The 18193-nt window shown below is 46.6% G+C and carries 15 protein-coding genes; 8 read left to right on the top strand and 7 right to left on the bottom strand.

The features are described 5' to 3' along the window. Positions 1-350: 350 nt before the first annotated feature. The 4 genes from fabD to BM265_RS06960 all read left to right on the top strand — a co-directional run bounded on the left by fabD (position 351) and on the right by BM265_RS06960 (position 5510). Positions 351-1277: an ACP S-malonyltransferase gene (gene fabD, locus BM265_RS06975; RefSeq protein WP_074960830.1), complete on the top strand. Its 927-nt coding sequence runs from the start codon at positions 351-353 to the stop codon at positions 1275-1277. A 92-nt stretch (positions 1278-1369) separates the two neighbouring features. Further along, on the top strand, positions 1370-2788 hold the full coding sequence (locus BM265_RS06970; RefSeq protein WP_074960829.1) for an alanine/glycine:cation symporter family protein: 1419 nt from the start codon (positions 1370-1372) through the stop codon (positions 2786-2788). Positions 2789-3462: 674 nt separating this feature from the next. Further along, positions 3463-4551: a GGDEF domain-containing protein gene (locus BM265_RS06965; protein ID WP_074960828.1), complete on the top strand. Its 1089-nt coding sequence runs from the start codon at positions 3463-3465 to the stop codon at positions 4549-4551. Positions 4552-5060: 509 nt separating this feature from the next. Beyond that, entirely contained in the window at positions 5061-5510 is a 450-nt protein-coding gene (locus BM265_RS06960; RefSeq protein WP_074960827.1) for an Hsp20/alpha crystallin family protein, read from the top strand. An 87-nt stretch (positions 5511-5597) separates the two neighbouring features. Here the strand turns inward: BM265_RS06960 and BM265_RS06955 are convergent, their stop codons facing one another. The 7 genes from BM265_RS06955 to BM265_RS06925 form a co-directional block, all read right to left on the bottom strand. Next, the gene (locus BM265_RS06955; protein WP_074960826.1) at positions 5598-6110 is read right to left on the bottom strand and encodes a DUF2262 domain-containing protein; all 513 of its coding nucleotides are present in this window, start codon (positions 6108-6110) and stop codon (positions 5598-5600) included. A gap of 26 nt (positions 6111-6136) precedes the next feature. Further along, on the bottom strand, positions 6137-6667 hold the full coding sequence (locus BM265_RS06950; RefSeq protein ID WP_074960825.1) for an inorganic diphosphatase: 531 nt from the start codon (positions 6665-6667) through the stop codon (positions 6137-6139). A 55-nt stretch (positions 6668-6722) separates the two neighbouring features. Continuing rightward, on the bottom strand, positions 6723-7280 hold the full coding sequence (locus tag BM265_RS06945) for a hypothetical protein (protein ID WP_074960824.1): 558 nt from the start codon (positions 7278-7280) through the stop codon (positions 6723-6725). A 430-nt stretch (positions 7281-7710) separates the two neighbouring features. Then, positions 7711-7953: an acyl carrier protein gene (locus BM265_RS06940; RefSeq protein ID WP_074960823.1), complete on the bottom strand. Its 243-nt coding sequence runs from the start codon at positions 7951-7953 to the stop codon at positions 7711-7713. Continuing rightward, the gene (locus tag BM265_RS06935; RefSeq protein ID WP_074960822.1) at positions 7954-9738 is read right to left on the bottom strand and encodes an HAD-IIIC family phosphatase; all 1785 of its coding nucleotides are present in this window, start codon (positions 9736-9738) and stop codon (positions 7954-7956) included. A 2-nt stretch (positions 9739-9740) separates the two neighbouring features. Further along, positions 9741-12434 (bottom strand): DHHW family protein, encoded by a 2694-nt coding sequence (locus BM265_RS06930; protein ID WP_242940791.1) that lies wholly within the window; start codon positions 12432-12434, stop codon positions 9741-9743. Between the two features lie 16 nt (positions 12435-12450). Then, complete coding sequence (locus tag BM265_RS06925) at positions 12451-13779, bottom strand: MBOAT family O-acyltransferase (RefSeq protein ID WP_278287612.1); 1329 nt, start codon at positions 13777-13779, stop codon at positions 12451-12453. A 572-nt stretch (positions 13780-14351) separates the two neighbouring features. Here BM265_RS06925 and BM265_RS06920 point away from each other — a divergent pair. The 4 genes from BM265_RS06920 (at position 14352) to BM265_RS06905 (ending at position 18105) form a co-directional block, all read left to right on the top strand. Next, entirely contained in the window at positions 14352-15128 is a 777-nt protein-coding gene (locus BM265_RS06920) for a sugar phosphate isomerase/epimerase family protein (RefSeq protein ID WP_074960819.1), read from the top strand. A 62-nt stretch (positions 15129-15190) separates the two neighbouring features. Further along, positions 15191-15859, top strand: a complete 669-nt coding sequence (locus BM265_RS06915) for a hypothetical protein (RefSeq protein WP_074960818.1) — start codon at positions 15191-15193, stop codon at positions 15857-15859. After that, positions 15852-16799: an ABC transporter ATP-binding protein gene (locus BM265_RS06910; protein WP_074960817.1), complete on the top strand. Its 948-nt coding sequence runs from the start codon at positions 15852-15854 to the stop codon at positions 16797-16799. Before BM265_RS06915 ends, BM265_RS06910 begins: the two co-directional genes overlap by 8 nt. Then, the gene (locus BM265_RS06905; protein WP_081358383.1) at positions 16783-18105 is read left to right on the top strand and encodes an ABC transporter permease; all 1323 of its coding nucleotides are present in this window, start codon (positions 16783-16785) and stop codon (positions 18103-18105) included. Before BM265_RS06910 ends, BM265_RS06905 begins: the two co-directional genes overlap by 17 nt. Positions 18106-18193: the final 88 nt, after the last annotated feature.

The following is an 18193-nucleotide window of genomic DNA, read 5'->3' as shown; positions in this document are numbered from 1 at the left end:
AGCCTTGCAATATCGCTGAAACTGTGTTATAATTATATTTCAGTACTGCCGTGAGGGCATGATGCCCCTATAACGCAGCTTACCTATCAATTATAAACCTTTTTTGCTGCCAATTCAATTAACAAACAATGAACAACTGTGTTGTTTTCTGAAAATTCAAGGAATTTTTCATAGAATCTCGGGGGTTAGTTAATATTTTGTGACCGTTTTTGAAATTTATTTGCAAAAATTATTTCATTTAATCAAAGTCACTTCATACAAGTTAACCTTACGTAAATTATACGCAGTGAACATATACCAAAATGAATGACAGTACATCATACAAACATATAATATACAGGAGGAACATTATGGCAAAGAACGTATTTTTATTCTCGGGACAGGGCTCCCAGTACACAGGCATGGCTAAGGAGCTTTGCGAGAAGTATCCCGCTGCAAAGGCAGTATTCGATAAGGCGAATGAAGTCCTCGGCTACGATATAGCTGATATCGCATTCAACGGTCCCGACGAGGAACTCAACAAGACTATCAATTCCCAGCCCGCAATAATGGCTTGCTCTCTTGCAGCCTTTGAAGCCGCAAAAGCCGAAGGTATCACCTTTGACGGTGTTGCAGGCCACTCTCTGGGTGAGTATGCAGCAATGGTAGCAGCAGGTGTTGTTTCCATCGAGGACGGCTTCAAGCTCATAAAGGCTAGAGCTTCCGCTATGCAGAAAGCAGCCGAGAGCGCAAGCGGCGCAATGTACGCTATAATCGGTCTTGAAGCTGCCGAAGTAGAGAAGATATGCGAGGAGACCGAGGGCTATGTAGTACCCGTAAACTATAACTCCTCGGTACAGACAGTTATCGCTGGCGATACCGCAGCCTGCGAAGCCGCAGCAGCAAAGTTCGCCGAGATGAAGAAAAAAGCCATCAAGCTGAACGTTGCCAGCGCATTCCACTCCAAGCTGATGCAGCCCGCAGCCGATGAATTCATCACCGCCGCTAAGGAGATAACTTTCAAGCCCGCCGAAAAGGAATTCTATTCCAACGTCCTGGGCACCAAGCTCACCGATTTCTCAAATATGCCCGAACTGCTTGCAAAGCACATAGTTTCCCCCGTTAAGTTCACATCTGAGCTTGCTGAGATGGAAAATGCAGGCTACGAGAATTTCATCGAGCTGGGACCCAACAAGGTTCTTACAGGTCTTGTTAAGAAGACACTCAAAGGTAAAAACGCTGTAAATATCGAGAACGAAGCTACTCTTGCCAAGGCACTTGAAAGCCTGAACGGTTAAGATGTTAATTCCCCTCGTTTACGGCGAGGGGATTTTTATACACCAACTAATGACCAACGGTCATAATATTTAAGATAAGATAGGGGAATAATATGGAAAAGTTCAACGCGATAATAAGCGATATAGACGGCTACGTCTGGGGTATACCGCTTATCGTCATGATAATGTTCTGCGGACTTCTGCTGACTGTCCGCATAGGTCTGCTGCAAATACGTAAACTGGGTCTTGCACTGAAATATATGTTCAAGGACGAAGAAAACGGCAGCGGTGAAGTTTCGGGATTTCAGGCGCTGTGTACCGCGCTTTCCGCAACGGTGGGCACAGGAAATATCGTAGGTGTGGCAACAGCCCTGTGCGCAGGCGGTCCGGGTGCGCTGTTATGGATGGAGATAGCCGCATTCCTCGGCATGGCTACAAAGTACGCTGAGGGTCTGCTTGCCATAAAGTACCGCCGCAAGGATAAAAACGGCAGTATGCTTGGCGGACCTTTCTACTACATAGAAAGCGGCATGGGCACAAAATGGAAATGGCTTGCGAAACTCTTCGCCCTGTTCGGTGTCCTCGCAGGACTTATGGGCATAGGCACCATAACCCAGATAAACGGCATAACCTCTGCCGCCAACGGTTTCTTCGATCCCAATAGCAATCATACCGTAAATATCTTCGGCACCGATTACACATATACCACCATCATCGCGGGTATAATAATAACAGTATTCGCCGCCCTGATAATCATCGGCGGCATCAAGAGGATAGCCACCGTTTCCGAAGTCGTAGTTCCCGCAATGATACTGATATACGTGGGCAGCTGCCTGCTGATAATCTTCACTCATCTGTCTGATATCCCCGATGCAGTATCCCAGATAGTCAAGGGCGCATTCGGCTTACGACCCCTTGCAGGAGGACTTTCTGGCTTTGCACTCATGAAAGCTTCCATGCGCAGCGGTGTTTCAAGAGGTATATTCTCCAACGAAGCAGGACTGGGTTCAGCACCTATCGCCGCAGCCGCCGCAAGAACCAGCGAACCCGTCCGTCAGGGACTTGTGACCATGACAGGCACATTCATCGATACTATCCTCGTCTGCACCATGACAGGACTTTCCATCGTTATAGCAGGCAGCCATGAAAAAGATCTTAAAGGCGTAGCCGTAACCACAGATGCTTTCCGCCACGGTCTGCCTTTTCCCGAAAAAGTCTCCTCATTCATGCTGATGTGCTGTCTGGCAGTTTTCGCATTCACAACCATACTCGGCTGGAATTACTATTCCGAGCGCTGTCTTTCCTACCTCACAGGTTCAAAAAAATCCGTAACAGCTATCTATAAATGGGTGTACATAGCTTTCGTTTTCATAGGACCCTACCTCACAGTTGAAGCCGTATGGAATCTGGCAGATATCTTCAACGGACTAATGGCACTCCCGAATATAATAGCCATTGTATTCCTATCAGGCACAGTAAGCAGAGAAACCAAAGACTACTTCAAACGCCTGAAACAAAACCACTCCGCCTGACGTTCTGTCCTACGAACTGCGGGAATTACTGGGGAAAACCTTTCTGAAGAAAGGTTATTCCCCAGACCCCTTTCCAAAGACTTCTATTTCTTTTTGGCAGGGGGCAGCTATTTCTATAAAGTGCAGTTAGTGACCGTACTAGGTGCGCTTTATAAAGATGCCTGCCCCCTGCCAAAAAGAGTTAAAAGTTTTCGGGGAGGAGTTTGAGGAGGACCCTTTTTCAAAAGGGTCTTCCTCAATAAGCCCCGCAGTCCGTAAGATAAAACGACAACCGCCGCGGTCGAAGATTACCCGACAGCGGCGATCACGATATTATGAAAGGATAGAGTAAAGGCGACCAGATCAATAGATTTCTTATTAGTATATTAACATACGTTTAATATTTTCGCATCATCATAAAGTGTAAGAAAAATCACACAAAAACCAGCATATTACTTTGTCAGGTTCTCACAATTTCCGATTTATATTACATACATCGGCTTAAAACAGCGGAATTTTCGCGATTAATCCGCAGTACAGACTTGATCTTGTGACCTTAATTTGATGACTTTCACGAAAAACTGTTCTTATTTTTGTTGAAATATCATCTTGAAAATAATTTCTTAATAATTTATAATTAGTATATAAACAATTGACAATTAATTATACAAATATTACGAAAGGGGTGCAGCTATTTGAGAAAAAGCAAGAGATCAGGCATAAACATCATGCGCTTCGATAATCTGAACGAACACACTGTCTACGCCATTGGCGGGGTATCACTGCTTGTGTCACACATAGCGTACCTGGCTATTTTCTCGATATTGTCCGTAAAGCCGATGATATACTATAATATATTCAGCGTGACTTTTTATATAGGAATGCTCGTACTGCTTTACAAAAGGCCATACCGCAAGCGCCTTGTGCTGGCGACGCTGGTGGAAGTAATGATACATTCCTGCCTGGGCTGTTATACTATGGGCTGGGATATGGGCTTTGGTACTATGCTGCTTTTCCTGATACCGATACCATTTTATCTGCCGCTGAGAAGACTGATGACCCCGTATCTGTTCTCACTGGTGCCATTTGCGCTGTATGTCGCCATAGCCGCGCGGGTGAAGTTCAGAGCCACCTCGGCTGAACTCTACACTTTCAGAGACCCGACGATAAACAATATCGTATACTTTATAAACATCTCCTTTGCAGCGCTGATACTGCTTTATATTTCATCGATATATATGTTCAGCCGTGAACTCATGCAGTTCAAGCTTTCCAACAAAAACGAAAGCCTGAAAAAGCTGGCAACCATCGACCCCCTGACACAGCTTTTCAACCGCCGTGCCATGAACGAGTACCTCAAACTCGTTCAGCATAACTGCGAACGTTCGGGCAAAGGCTATGCAGTCTGTATCGGTGATATCGACGATTTCAAAAAGGTCAACGATAAACACGGTCATTCTGTGGGCGATGATGTCCTGAAGCAGGTCGCTTCTGTCATAGCTCATACCGTTCCCGCCGAAGGCTACGCCGCAAGATGGGGCGGAGAAGAGTTCCTGTTCATTATCCCAAACGCCGACGCTTCATGCGGCGCTGAACTTTCCGAAAAGATTCGGGAAGATATCTACAAAAAGAATTTTAAATCCGATAACGGAAACTTCCGCGTTACAATGACAGTAGGCATCTGCCGCGGCAACCCCGGGGATGATATCGAAAAAATCATATCCCTAGCCGATCAGCGCCTCTACCAGGGCAAACAAACAGGCAAAAACAAAACCGTGGTCTGACCCCGCTAACGTCAGGCTATTCAGAGGAAAATATCATATCGCACGAACTACGGGATTCACTGAGGGAAACCTTTCTGAAGAAAGGTTGTCCCTAAGCATCACGAAGTCATGCTGGACTCCTTTCCAAAAACTTTTAACTCTTTTTGGCAGGGGGCAGACATTCTTATAAAGTATTGCATAGCACGTTCATTTAGCGTATTATATAAGGATAGCTGCCCCCTGCCAAAAAGAAATAGAAGTTTTAGGAAAGGGGGTTTTCCCCCAATAAGCCCCGCAGTCCGTGCGATAATATTTTTCCCTGCACAGCCTGACGTCAGTGTGATGATGAAAAGTATGTGAAAATTAGCACTCTCCTATTGACAGTGCTAAAATTAGTGGTATAATATAGTCAGAACAAAGGAACAGAACAGACCGCCATGGAGGTCTGAACTATCCGTCCCGTTGCTCATGGTATAAACATTCGGCAAAAGGTCATAATATGTTTGTATGATGAAAAGGAGGACTGACCTATGTTACTGCCTAGTATTTTTGGAAATGACGTGTTCGATGATATGATGAGTTTTCCGAGGTTTGACGACTTCGGAGATATTGACCGCAAGCTTTACGGCAAGCACGCCGACAGAGTTATGAAGACTGATGTCCGCGAGCACGATGACAGCTTTGAGGTAGATATTGATCTGCCGGGCTTCACCAAGGATGAGATCGAGATCGGTCTGCGTTCGGGATATTTGTCCGTAAGTGCCGCAAAGGGGCTCGATAAGGACAACAAAGATCCGCAGGGCAAGCTGATAAGGCAGGAGCGCTACGCGGGCGCAATGCAAAGGAGCTACTACGTAGGCAAGGAGCTCACCGAGAATGATATAAAGGCGAAATTCGAGAACGGTGTCCTCAGCCTGTATGTTCCCAAGAAAGAGCCGCAGAAAGCTATCCCCGAGACCAAGCGCATAGCTATCGAATAAATAATTCAGGCACTTCTGTCACGATGACAGGAGTGCCTTTTTGCAGATCAAAACAGCAGTACCCCAAGCGGATACTGCTGTTTGTCTTTAGTATTCAAACTTCTGGAAGCTTACTTCAAAAGTGCCCTTGTCGGTATACATAACGTCAATATCCTCAACATCGAAAATATCATTAAAATAGATGTGGAAAACAATACTGCCGTCACGCATTATCGTAATGCAGATGATAGGCATCGACTCAAGGAAAAGCTCTTTCGACATAGGCATCCTCTGTTTTTCGCTCATCACCAAGCCCGAGTCGTCCGCGAATTTCTCCAGTGCCACCATCTTGACCTGATAGTCGATATCAGCCTTGTGCTCCATGATATACATAAACTTTTCAAGCCCGCGTGTGATATCGTCAACGCCGTCCACATCACATTCTATCGTTATGTCGCAGGGGTCATCGATGTCATCATACCAGTCTACCATTCCCTCGTATTCAAACTTATTGTACTTTATGCCGTTAAAGTACAAAGGTCCCCACGGAGTATCTACATGAGGGTCAACAGGTTTTTCGGGCTTTTCTTTATTGCCGAACAGTTTTCCAAATAATGACATATTTCCTCGCTCCTATCGTTCAGATATCACTTGCAGAAACACTCGATATATCTTTCGATACAGCTGTCTATGGTCTTTACAGCCTCATCCACGTTCTTGACATCATCGATAACGGTATCCTTGTTTTCAAGGGCTTTGTACACGGTGAAGAAATGCTTCATCTCGTCAAAAATGTGGTTGGGAAGTTCGCTGATATCCTTGTATACGTTGTAGGTCGGGTCATTGAAAGGTATGCAGATTATCTTTTCATCAGCCGCACCGTTATCCATCATCATTATCATGCCGATGGGATAGCAGTCCACCAGTGAAAGTGGCTGAAGCGTTTCGGAACACAGCACCAGAACGTCCAGCGGGTCGCCGTCTTCGGCGTAGGTGCGGGGGATAAAACCGTAATTTGCGGGATAGTGGGTAGATGTATACAGTATCCTGTCCATCTTCAGCAGTCCCGTAGCCTTGTCCAGCTCGTACTTTACCTTTGAACCCTTAGGTATCTCCACAACGGCTGTGAATTTGGTCTTTGATATCGCCTTGGGTGATATGTCGTGCCAGATATTCATATCTTTACCTCCCTGTTATTATTTCTATGATCTTACAGGATCTTTCCGCCTTACATCATTGTTCTGCCAGATACATTCCGACTTCTTCCAGTGCTTCGGGTATATCGAATACTGTTTCGCCTTCCAGTTCAACAGCTGAAAGACTTCCCTGCTGTTCATCTGTGAAAGTATTCCACATTGAGCATGGGTCATCTGTCTTCGCTATGCCAAGCTTTTCAAGAAGCTTTTCAGCCTTCGCCTTTTTCGGGGTATACAGCATGAACTCCTGATAGTCCATGAAGTACAGTTCTTCCTCGGTCTTGTTCGACCCGAAGCCGAATCGGCTGAGACCGTCCTGCACCAGAAGTTCGCCGTAGCGTTTCATTATTGCTCTTGCCACGGCTTTTGTGCAGTTATCGAGATAGTAAACATCGTACTCCTCGCTGTCCTCGCGGGGCAGTTCAAGCAGGAAGAATACAGGCTCGTCCGCCACCAGTTCGATGAAGCCCTCGGCAAGCTCTGCCATAAGCTCCGCGCTGATTATACCCGTAAAGCTCCCGTCTTTAAATGTGTATCCGCTTTCAAGATCCTTAGCGGCGGGTGCGCTTACTCCCTGACAAAATTGAAAAGCCATTGGTATCCCTCCTTTTGGGGTTATTGGTATGCGGTCGGATACGGTGGTATGCGGTCGCATCCATCCTCATCCGTTCGCTGATCTAAAACAAACGTTCCACGTGGAACATTTCTGTTTGTGGGGGCAAGGGTCGCCCCTCGTTCCTCGGGTCGAGTCATCGGAGTCGCTAACGCTGTCCGATGACGGGCGCGGCAATATTTTTACGAACTAAGTATGTGCGTGGTCGTTTGATAGCTCACGCTCATGAACTATGATATTGCCGCGCCTATTTGGTCGGTAGTTTGCTGTTCTATTAACAGCATTAATGCCGCGTCGCTTTTGCGCCTTGACCGAGAGGCTCTGCCTCTCGAGCTCTCCGCAAGCCTGCTAGCGCGAGGCTTGACCGCGCGCTTTGCCTATTTGGCAGCACCCGATGGTTTTGCGTTTTCGCTTACTTTCCTCTTGCGGCGATTATCTTCATCATTTCGCCTACGTTATTCATGCCCGATACTTCGCCCATTTTGAACTTCATACCGAACTCGTCCTCAACAGCACCTATCAGTGTGATATGCTCGATGGAATCCCAGTCCTCGATATCGTCTGCTGTGGTATCGGCTGTTATAACTATGCTATCGTCATCAAATACATCTCTGAAAACTTCTGTCAGTCTTTTTCTAAGTTCTTTAGCGTCCATTTATTGTTCCTCCGTATTGACATTTATTGCTGTATTCTTGCTTTCGGTATGTGCTGAAACGTCCATCTTCCAGACGGTATTGCCGTCATTGTCAGCGCTCTGCTTTTCAAAGCCCAGCTCTCCGAAAAGTTCTGCAACCATCTTATTTTTCGCAGTGGGGTAATAGTACCCGAATATCTCAGCTATGCCTTTTGCCTTGCAGGCTTTCACCAGTTCGTCCAGCATAGCGTATTCCATGCCCCTTTTAAGGACACGGCAACTCATGAGCCACAGTTCAAGGTCCAGCTTATTGCCGTTCACCTTGCCTATGACTTCGGACACCACACCGTTATCGCCGTACTTATCCACAAGCTTGCCGTACAGGGTGATATACTCATCGCTGTTCATACGCTCTTCCATTTCGGTGACGGTATACCTGCGGGTGGTCACGTTGAACTGATTGCTCTTGCCCGCAAGCTGGGCAATGCGCTGTACATACATTGGTTTGAATGGTGCTATCTCCGCGAACATTTCAAGGCTCCTGAGATAGTCATCGTAGTCCGCGAACTTTGACTGCTCCTGCTTTCTCTGCATATTAGCCGCGTACATCTCGGTACGCTTCAGGTCATCGGCCGAAAGGCTGACCACCTCGAAGAATCCCGAGCGGTCGATATTGCGGATATAATCAGCCACGTTATCCATATCCGGGGCGGAAAATCCGCTGCCTTGTACGATCGCTCTTTCGGCGGGATTATCGTCTGCAAGCACTATAGCATCAGGCAGGATATCCAGCTCTTTCGCGGTATTTATGAGGTTCTCGCTCTTGGGTTCCCAGTTGGCTTTTATCAGCGTGAAGTCTGCGGGCTTCAATGCGCCCTCGGGGTGTTCAAGTCCTGCAAGAGCATTTTCTTCTTCGTTTTTTGAACAAACTGTCAGAAGCACGCCTATGTCTTTGAGCGACTTGACATATTCCTGCCACTGATAGTAAGCCATAGCTTCAGCAGTTTCCTGCCCTATGGTGAGGTTCTCGGCGCCGTCATCGCCTACGATACCGCCCCAGAGGGTATTATCCAGGTCAAGCGCCAGCACCTTTTTATTTCTTCCGCAAATAGCCTTTATGACCTTTGCGGCTTCAAAGCAGAGGTCGGGTATAAAGCGGATATTAAGGCTGTATTTATAGAGATACCAGTACTGTGGGTCGCTCCAGACATCAAGTCCGCATACTGCCGACAGATAGTTGATATCGTTGAGATAAACTCCGCTTGCGGCGTTTATTTCATCTGCCAGTCTGAGATTAAGCCTTGTAACGTAATTCACAAGACCTCTCTTATCACTGCCGTCGCTGTTGCCCAGCAGGCGGAAGGAAGGCAGTTCAAAATTGTTCTGCACTATGGCACAGCCGAAGTTTGATTTCAGGCTTTCCCACATCTGCTTATAGCCTGATATCTCGTTTTCAAGACCCTCGTTTATCTCAGCTTCGGACATTTTGGGGTTCGGCTTGAATGTGAGGTTGCGAAGTCCTGTATGCAGGAAGACTATCTCGGGCTTGAAAGCCAGAAGTTCTTCCGATGGGAACAGGGCTTCCTGTCTGTACTGGGCATACTCGCACTCGTAGAACTCTGCCTTTATGCCGTAGTTCAGCAGGAAAAGATCCAGCACCGATACTATATCCGAGGTGGTAGACCCGCCCAGAACGGCTATGTGATTTGTCAGCACGGGTGTTGTCTCTTCGGTAAGCCGCCTTTTCAGCGACTTTTTCTTTTTCATTATATACCCGCTGTCAAAGGGGTATTCAAGTTCTTTCATAATCAATCCTCATAGCCGTCGTCGGCATTATCGGTATTATCATCTTTTTCGGAAGTGCTGTCGGCATTTCCGTCATCGGGCTTCGACTCGTTCTCTTCTGGCTTTTCCTCAGGCTGGCTCTCCTCGGGTTCTTCCGACTGGATCTCCAGCGGTACTGCGGAATCCTGCACACGGTTATTGTTTATGGCAGTGATATGCATTTCCGTCGAGCATGAAGTTATAGAGATAGAGAACAGCAGGTCAGTACAGCCTACCGCACGGCAGAACTCTATAGCGTTTTCGTCGAAGTATCTGAAATCACACACGTATATCTTCTCGAAGCTGTGTGTCAGGAAAGGTACCAGTGCGTTACCGAAGCTGTCCTTGAAGATGACCAGTGTTCTGCCGTTATCGGCATCGGTGGTCACCTCGGTTATCTCTTCATCCTGTCCAAGTATTGCGGAGTAGCAGTTTACGCCCTCAGCAAAATCGAAGAACATACTGCCTACTTCACCATTGGTGAAATCAGTATTATAGTATGTCGTTGTATACTCGTTATCAGGCTTGTAGTAGATGAACGTATCGGGATTTGCTTCCAGCTCGCTGTCATAGTTGCTGTAAGCGTACATAGTACCAAGGAAGCCGTCTATCTTGCACTTCTCGTAGGTCTTCAGGTCAGCGTACTTAACGCCTGCCTTTTCAGCAAATACCTTGCCTGCGTAGTAAGCGCCAAGGGGCTGCCAGTGGTGGTCGGTACGTGAATAGATATATTCATCGGTATGAGCGCCTATTGCGTCATAAACATCAACATTGATGATGCCGCTGAGTTCGGAAGCAATATTGTCGATATTATCCTTCTGGTCGGAAACTGTGTCCTTGAAGTTCTTGGGCATATAGTAAGCCGCAGAGGTGGGGATGGTCATGTTATATACGTTGATCTCAGGCATTTCTTCCTTGTACTTGTTGATGGTCTTGGCATAGAGGGCACCTGTCTCGAACATACCGTAGTAGCCTGCAACAGCGCGGACATCCTTGCCCTTGCCGAATACTATGACATCGCCTTCAAGAACGCCGTCGTCAAGTATCTCGGGGAGTTTTACTACCTCTTCCTTTTTGGTGGTAGTCTTCTTGCCGTCCTTATCCTTAGCCTTTGTGGTGGTGATAGCCTTGGGATCGGTATTAGCGGTAACTGTGGTAACAGCTGCGCGCTTTTCTTCATCGAGAGTTTCCTTTTCGGCTGTCTTGTGAGTACCGCTTACCTTAGCACCGCCCAGGACGATACCTTTCATGCGGTCGTAAGCTGCGCCGAACTTTTTCAGTTCTTCTCTGCCTGGGATAGTATCGGTGAAATAATCATCTATCGCCTTGGTATACTTTCCAGAAAAATAATCCTTTATACTGAAAGAGGGGAACTCTGCAAGGTTTCTGTTTTCGGAATTTATAAAGCCGCTCTCCCTTTCCATGAAAAGCAGGGAGAAGAATATAGCAAATACCATGCCCACGCACATGATGCAGTTTATAAAGCGGAATTCCAGCTCATGGTTCTTGGTCTTCTGGCGCTTTGATGCTGACTTCTTCTTGGATTCAGAACTGCGGCGGGCAGATTTCTCGGCGGTATCGCCGGGTCTGTCCTTTTTATTGCTGCGTACCTTGTGTATCATATCCGCAAAATCGTAGAGTTCTTCGCTGTTTGTAGACTTTTCAGCTGTATCCTCTGCGGGTACAGTCTTTTTGCGTACAGGCGCAGTTGCGGACACTTCGGGTGCGGGTGACTTTACTGCAGGTTTTACGTTCTCAGGCTGCTTTGGCTCAGCAGAAGTCTCTGCTGAGGGTCTTGCCGATACCGCGGGCTTTACGGCTGCCGCAGAAAACTTCTCCGTTTCGGGCTTTTCAGCCTTTGCGCCTGCTATGCTGAATTCCGCCGTTTTATCCGTAAATTTTGGACTTTCGGCGGGCTGTATCTTTTCGGTCACTGCGGAAGTTTCAGCCTTTTTAGGTGCTTCGGGCTTTTTCTCGGGAACAGGGTCACGCAGGTCATCGAGGTTCATTTTTGATATGGGCATTTTCAGCGATACTGTGCGCTTGTTGGGAGAATCTGCTGCTTTCAGCCTGCCTGCCCTGTGGGATACCTCACGTACTCTTGCATCGCCGTGAGAGTCTACGTTCATGACCAGCTCCTGCTTGTGGGTAACGCCCATAGCTGCGCCTACTACCTCGCCGAAATCGGGGACGGGTGCGGGCTTGGGGGGCTGGGTCATCACAGGAAGAGGAGCAACGAAATCAGGGGGCAGCTGTCTTTTCACGGGAGCCTGCTGCTGTACTGTAGGTACAGGCTGGGCAGGAGTGCCGTAAACAGGCTGGGTGACAGGTGTCTGCTGTGTCTCTTCGGGTTCGTCTTCTCCGTCTATCCAGACGCTCTTTTTGGGTTTCAGCAGAGGACTGTCCGTCCAGATGCTGTGACTGCGCTTGCGGCGGTCTTCCCTTATCTTATCAACTATCTTGTCATGCTCAGCAGCACCCTCGCTGGCGGGGGTGAAATCCTCGGGCACGAAGCTTTTCAGTTCGCCTACGGGCTTGGTGTTCCTTGCTGTCCTTCTTGATTCGGGGGTGGGGATATCCTTGCCCCCCAGTGTAACATCGTTCAGCGAACGCTCATATGCTTTTGTCAGCGCCTCCAGGTCAAAAGCGGGAGAGTGCTTGTTATTTTTATTATCCATCATTTAGCTCACCTGCTCAGAATCTGAAATAAAGGAACGGATTGTTTGTGTTGTTCAGCAGCAGCAGACTGCTTGCCAGAAGCATCAGCGCATTGCAGATAACGCCTGCTGACTGGAAGATATAGGCACTTCCCGGCTTTTTGAATGCCATTTCACGCAGCTTGGGTATAACGGGCATTGAGAAGAATATGGCTGCGATGAACAGGAAGATATTGCCCATGAAGATATTCGCGGTATAAGCATCGCAAAAAGCGTTGCCGTTAAGTCCTATAAGTCCCTTGAAGAACTTACAGAGCTTGGGCAGGCTTTCGAAATAGAAGATGCCGAAGCCCAGGAAGATTATTGTCTTGGTATAGATATGTGCCACAGGTACGGGCATTTTCTTCATTTTCTTCTTGCCTATCATCATTTCCATCATGATGAACAGACCGTAGTAAAGTCCCCAGAAAACGAAGTTCCAGCTTGCGCCGTGCCACAGACCTGTCAGGAACCATACCAGGAAAAGTCCGCCGTATTTGCGCCTTTTGCCGAATATTGGGATATAAAGCACATAATCGCGGAAGAACGAACTCAGGGAGATGTGCCATCTCTGCCAGAATTCGGAGATAGTCTTGCATATAAAAGGATACTTGAAGTTTTCATCGAAGTGGAATCCGAATATCCTGCCGAGACCGATAGCTATATCGGAATAGCCAGAGAAATCGAAGTAATACCAGAGACCTACCAGTATAGCGCCGTACCATGTGCCAAGCACGGACAGGGAATCTATGGCAGAATACTTATTATCGGCATCGCCGAAAAGCGAGGTAACGACTGTGCTAAGGCTGTTGGCGATGAGCACCTTTTTGCCCAGACCCAGTATTATACGCGAAAAGCCCTCGGATATATCGTTGATGGTGGTCTTTCTGTCCTCAATCTCCTCAGCTATAACGGAGTATCTTACGATAGGACCTGCCACAAGCTGCGGGAAGAGAGATACGTACATCAGGAATTTCAGGAAACTCTTCTGCGGCTTAACCTTGCCCCAGTAGCAGTCTATGGTATAGGATATGGTCTGGAATGTATAGAAAGATATGCCTATAGGCAGTCTTATGTGGGGCACGGGCAGTCCGAGTCCAGTGGCGTTGTTCAGGTTTTCCACAAAGAATCCCGTGTACTTGAAGCCGAACAATAGTCCCAGATTGAATATCAGCGACCATGCCAGTGCAAGCTTAGCCTGCCAGCCCTCGGGGTGCTTTTCGATGACTCGTCCGTTGCAATAGTCCACCAGTGCGGATACACAGAGTATGCTTACCCACACAGGTTCGCCCCATGCGTAGAATATCATTGAAAAAACTATAAGCACGATATTTCTTATGGTTGCGTTGCGTGTGATGAAATAACAAATCAGGCACACAGGCAAGAAGAAATACAGAAAAAACAGATCTGCAAAAACCACGTTATATTACTCCCAATCCAATAAATTTCCAAAATTTTCACTGAAAAACAGCGAAAATTGCCGATTTCGGTCATATACAGTTATTATACCACTTATTTCGCCCTAGGTCAACCTTTTTTTAAACAAAAAGTGAAAAATTTCGGACTTATTTTCTCTTTATATTTGTGCATTGCTTCAAAGGGCGCACTGCACCGCGGAATGGAGATTTTATCGGGAGAATGCTTTCATAAAGTTGTACTTTTGCGCTCCAAAACCCGCTAAACTGTGCCGTGGCACCATATAATAAAGCCGCAATTAGTGACGCAAAATGGCGCTTGAAGCATTTCATAAAAGTATCTTAAATATTTCTTAGTGTGGTGATATTTCTATTGATTTTTAGTTACAATTGTGCTATAATCATAATCAGAGAAGATGATAAATATTTAACAAAATATCCCCATCGGATTGTGTATGTCAGGATCAGGAGGAAAAAACAGTTTATGACAGGTATCTATGACTGCTTTGGATACGGGGCAGGATATGATGTGCCCTTCCGTGAAAGATACAGACTTATCAGAGCGGCAGGCTTTGGCTGTGTAATGCTTTGGTGGAGCGATAAATTCGGGCGCGGAGAGGGTTTTGAGCAGGATGCCTTTCTTGCTGGGCAGGCAGGGCTTATTCTTGAAAATATGCACGCACCTGTTCATGAACAGGATGATCTTTCCGAGGATAATTTATCGGGCGACCATGTACTGCATGATTACCTGAAATGCGTTGAGGATTGTGACAAGTACCATATCCCGACGGTGGTGATACATCTGCCCGATGACAGTCACCCGCTTAACGCTTTGGGGAACAGCAGAATCGACCGTATCATCGACAGGGCGGGAGAACTGGGTGTTCAGATAGCTTTTGAAAATCTCAGAAACATACGCAATCTTGAATCAACGCTGGAACGTGTAACTTTTACGCACGTGGGGTTTTGCTATGACAGCTGTCATCATATAAACTATGCTTCAGGCAAGGACCTGCTCAAAGCTTATGGTGACAGGCTGAAAGCACTGCATCTACACGATAACGGCGGGATACGTGGTCAGCATCAGCTGCCCTTTGACGGAAAAATCGACTTGGCGATGGTCATGGAGAACCTAAGAAACATAGGGTACAAGGGTGCGGTAACTCTTGAACCCATGAACTGGGACTATGGTCATATTGATATCAGGAGTTTTCTGGGACTTGCACACGAAAGGGCGGAGAGACTGGAACAAATGCTGTAAAAATACGGAGCACGATACATATCATAATTCAAAAAACAATAATAGGAGAAGAGAGGATCAAAATGAAGATCAGATGGAATCGCATAAACCGCGGGTTGGTGCTTGGTGCAGTACTGGCGGCGGGTACGGCAGTATATGTTATAGCACAGAACGTGGCTTTCAAAAAGAATATCCCCGAGATATCCGACAAGGCTAACGAGATATGCAAGGGGATAGCTGAGGCTAACGTCGGCGACAACAGAGAAGGCGTACAGCGCAAGCTTACAGCCTGTCTGCAGGATAATTTTATCAGCAGTGACAGCAAGATGACCCTTGAGGAAGCCTACTATGGCTGTGAAAACAAGTCAACTATGTTATTTCAGGTAGAAAACATGGAGCTTGATACAACGGGTAATGACAGGATATATTCAGCGGAGTTTAAAGCCATAAGCACTTCGGTGACAAAATGGGGCGTTGACGGCGCGAATGTTCAGATAGACTTCATGATGACATTTGACTGCGACGGTACACCTGAGACGCTTACTCCCATCGGAGTGTACAGCACAAGCCTGGATGTACGCCATGGCGCTGACAAGGAGATCAGGAAGACTGTAAAGCTCAAAGACTCGATGAATATGTACCTTCTACGCGACGGTGATACATGGAAGGTCTCGACCATATCCTTCAATGATCCCTTTAATGTAGACATAGAATATCCCGATTCGACCGAAGGGGGTGAAGCTGATGGATAAGAAGAATATCGCACTGAGCATAAAGGGGCTCAGCAAGACCATCGGCAAAAAGGAGATACTCCATGATATAAACATGGAGTGCTATGCAGGTGAGGTGTTCGGTTTTCTGGGACCTAACGGCGCGGGCAAGACTACTACCATCAAGACGGTGGTGGGACTTCTTCTGCTGGACGAGGGCGAGATACAGGTCTGCGGGCATGATATTATAAAGGAATTTGAAGACGCCATGAGCAACGTTGGGGGCATAGTTGAGAACCCCGAAATATACAAGTTCATGTCAGGCAGGGACAACCTCAAGCAATATGCACGAATGAGGGGTCTGGATTTTAGCGAGATAGACAAAGCAGTGGAGATGGTAAAGCTTACAAACCGCATAGATGACAAGGTATCGAAGTACTCGCTGGGTATGAGACAGAGACTGGGTGTGGCTCAGGCACTTATGCACAAACCCAAACTTCTGATACTGGACGAACCTACCAACGGTCTTGACCCACAGGGTATAAAGGAGCTTAGAGATATCCTGAAAGACCTTGCCCACACGGACGGGGTATGCGTGGTGGTATCGTCCCATCTGATGAGTGAGATGGAACTCATGTGCGACCGCGTGGGGATAATCGCCAAGGGCAAAATGATAGGCACTTACACAATGGAAGAGATAGCTTCTCTTTCCAACGATAAATACACGGAATACATTATCGAGACAGATGACGCTGTAAAAGCGGCGGAGATACTTGACGGTGGGGAGAACATCAGCGCACAGGAAAAAATGCTTTACCTTAAACTTGAGACCGAGAATGCACAGCAGGATATCGCGAAGGCTATAAAGCTTCTGGCGAAGAATGATATAAACATCTACTCCGTACACCCCAAGGAAAGCAAAAAGCTGGAAGAGGTATTTATCGAGCTTACAGGAGCGGAAGGAGATGGACAGGTTGGGTAAGTTTTTTGAGCTTGTGAAAAACGAGTATATCAAGATATATAAAAAGAAGTCAACAAGGATACTGCTGGTAATATTCCTGGCGGTATGTATATGCTTTGCACCGATGGCAAAGTTTATAAATAATATTGGCATGAAAGAGTTCGGCGCTGCTGAGTTTGATGAAATAGCGTACAGAACAGAAGCTCTACAAGACAGAAAAAGAGAGATCGAGAACAGCCCCGATATGCCCCTGCGTGAAGAAAAGCTGGCACTTATCGAAGCTGTAGATGTTGATTCTGACTGGGAGTTTTCGGCATACTTGAACGGTATGTATGACGATGCAAATAAGCAAGACATACAGACCTATACTCTGCTTTGCAAAACAAACGACTGGAGAGGTTTCTGCAGCTACAACAGCAAGAAAATCGATTGTTCAAACCGCGACAAATGGGTCTACAAATATAAGCTGGAGCATGACATCGGTTACGGCGAGGAATTTGAGGAAAAGAACGCTCTCATATTCAAAATAGCCAATGCTATGGACGGATCAACTGAAGACACAGATTCCCCAGAGGAATCCATAGCGAAATACAGATATCAGCTGGAAAACGAGCTTTATGATGAGACATCAAAAAAAGATGTATCGATTCTGGAAGCAAATTACTCGGAAAAGTTCGGTTTCTGGGACGTAATGATAAAGATACCCTATGTTGAAAGCTTTATCGGCATAATAATGCTGATGATAGCAGGCGGTATCGTGGCAAGTGAATTCAGTCAGGGAACGATAAAATTCCTGCTGATAAGCCCCGCAAAGCGCGGCGAGATACTTATGGCGAAGTATGTCACGGTGATATCCATGGGATTTCTGCTGATGCTGCTGATGTTCCTTGTAAACATACCCATGGTCGGAATGTTATTCGGGTTTGACGGTATATCAGCGCCTTATCTGGCACTGAAAGAGGGCGAGGTAGTGGCACAGAATACTTTCATCTACCTTATCAAGAACTTTATGCTGAAAAGCGTTCAGGTGCTGATAACAACTTCGCTGGCATTTATGATATCCTCACTGATGAGAAGCACTTCACTGGCGATAGTGACAGGATTTATCGTAAATTCCATAGGAACTCCCGTTATTGCTGTGATGTCAGGATACAAAATGGACTGGGGCAGATATCTGATATTTGCCAACACAGACCTGCTTACCATATACAAAGGCGGAGCGTCCTTCCCACAGCAAACGGTGGGATTTGCTATAATCGTTGTGGTAGCTCATCTGGCGGTGTTCCTGCTTACTGCATGGGATGGGTTCACAAGGCGGTCGGTATGATCAAGTTTATATGATATAAAAACACGGGAGATATCCGAAAAGATATCTCCCGTATATTTATTTCGATAAAACAGCAAAGCAATAATTC

Source organism: Hominimerdicola alba (genome assembly GCF_900112155.1).
Lineage (GTDB): Bacteria > Bacillota > Clostridia > Oscillospirales > Ruminococcaceae > Hominimerdicola > Hominimerdicola alba_D.
This window is presented reverse-complemented; position numbering and strand designations above follow the sequence as displayed.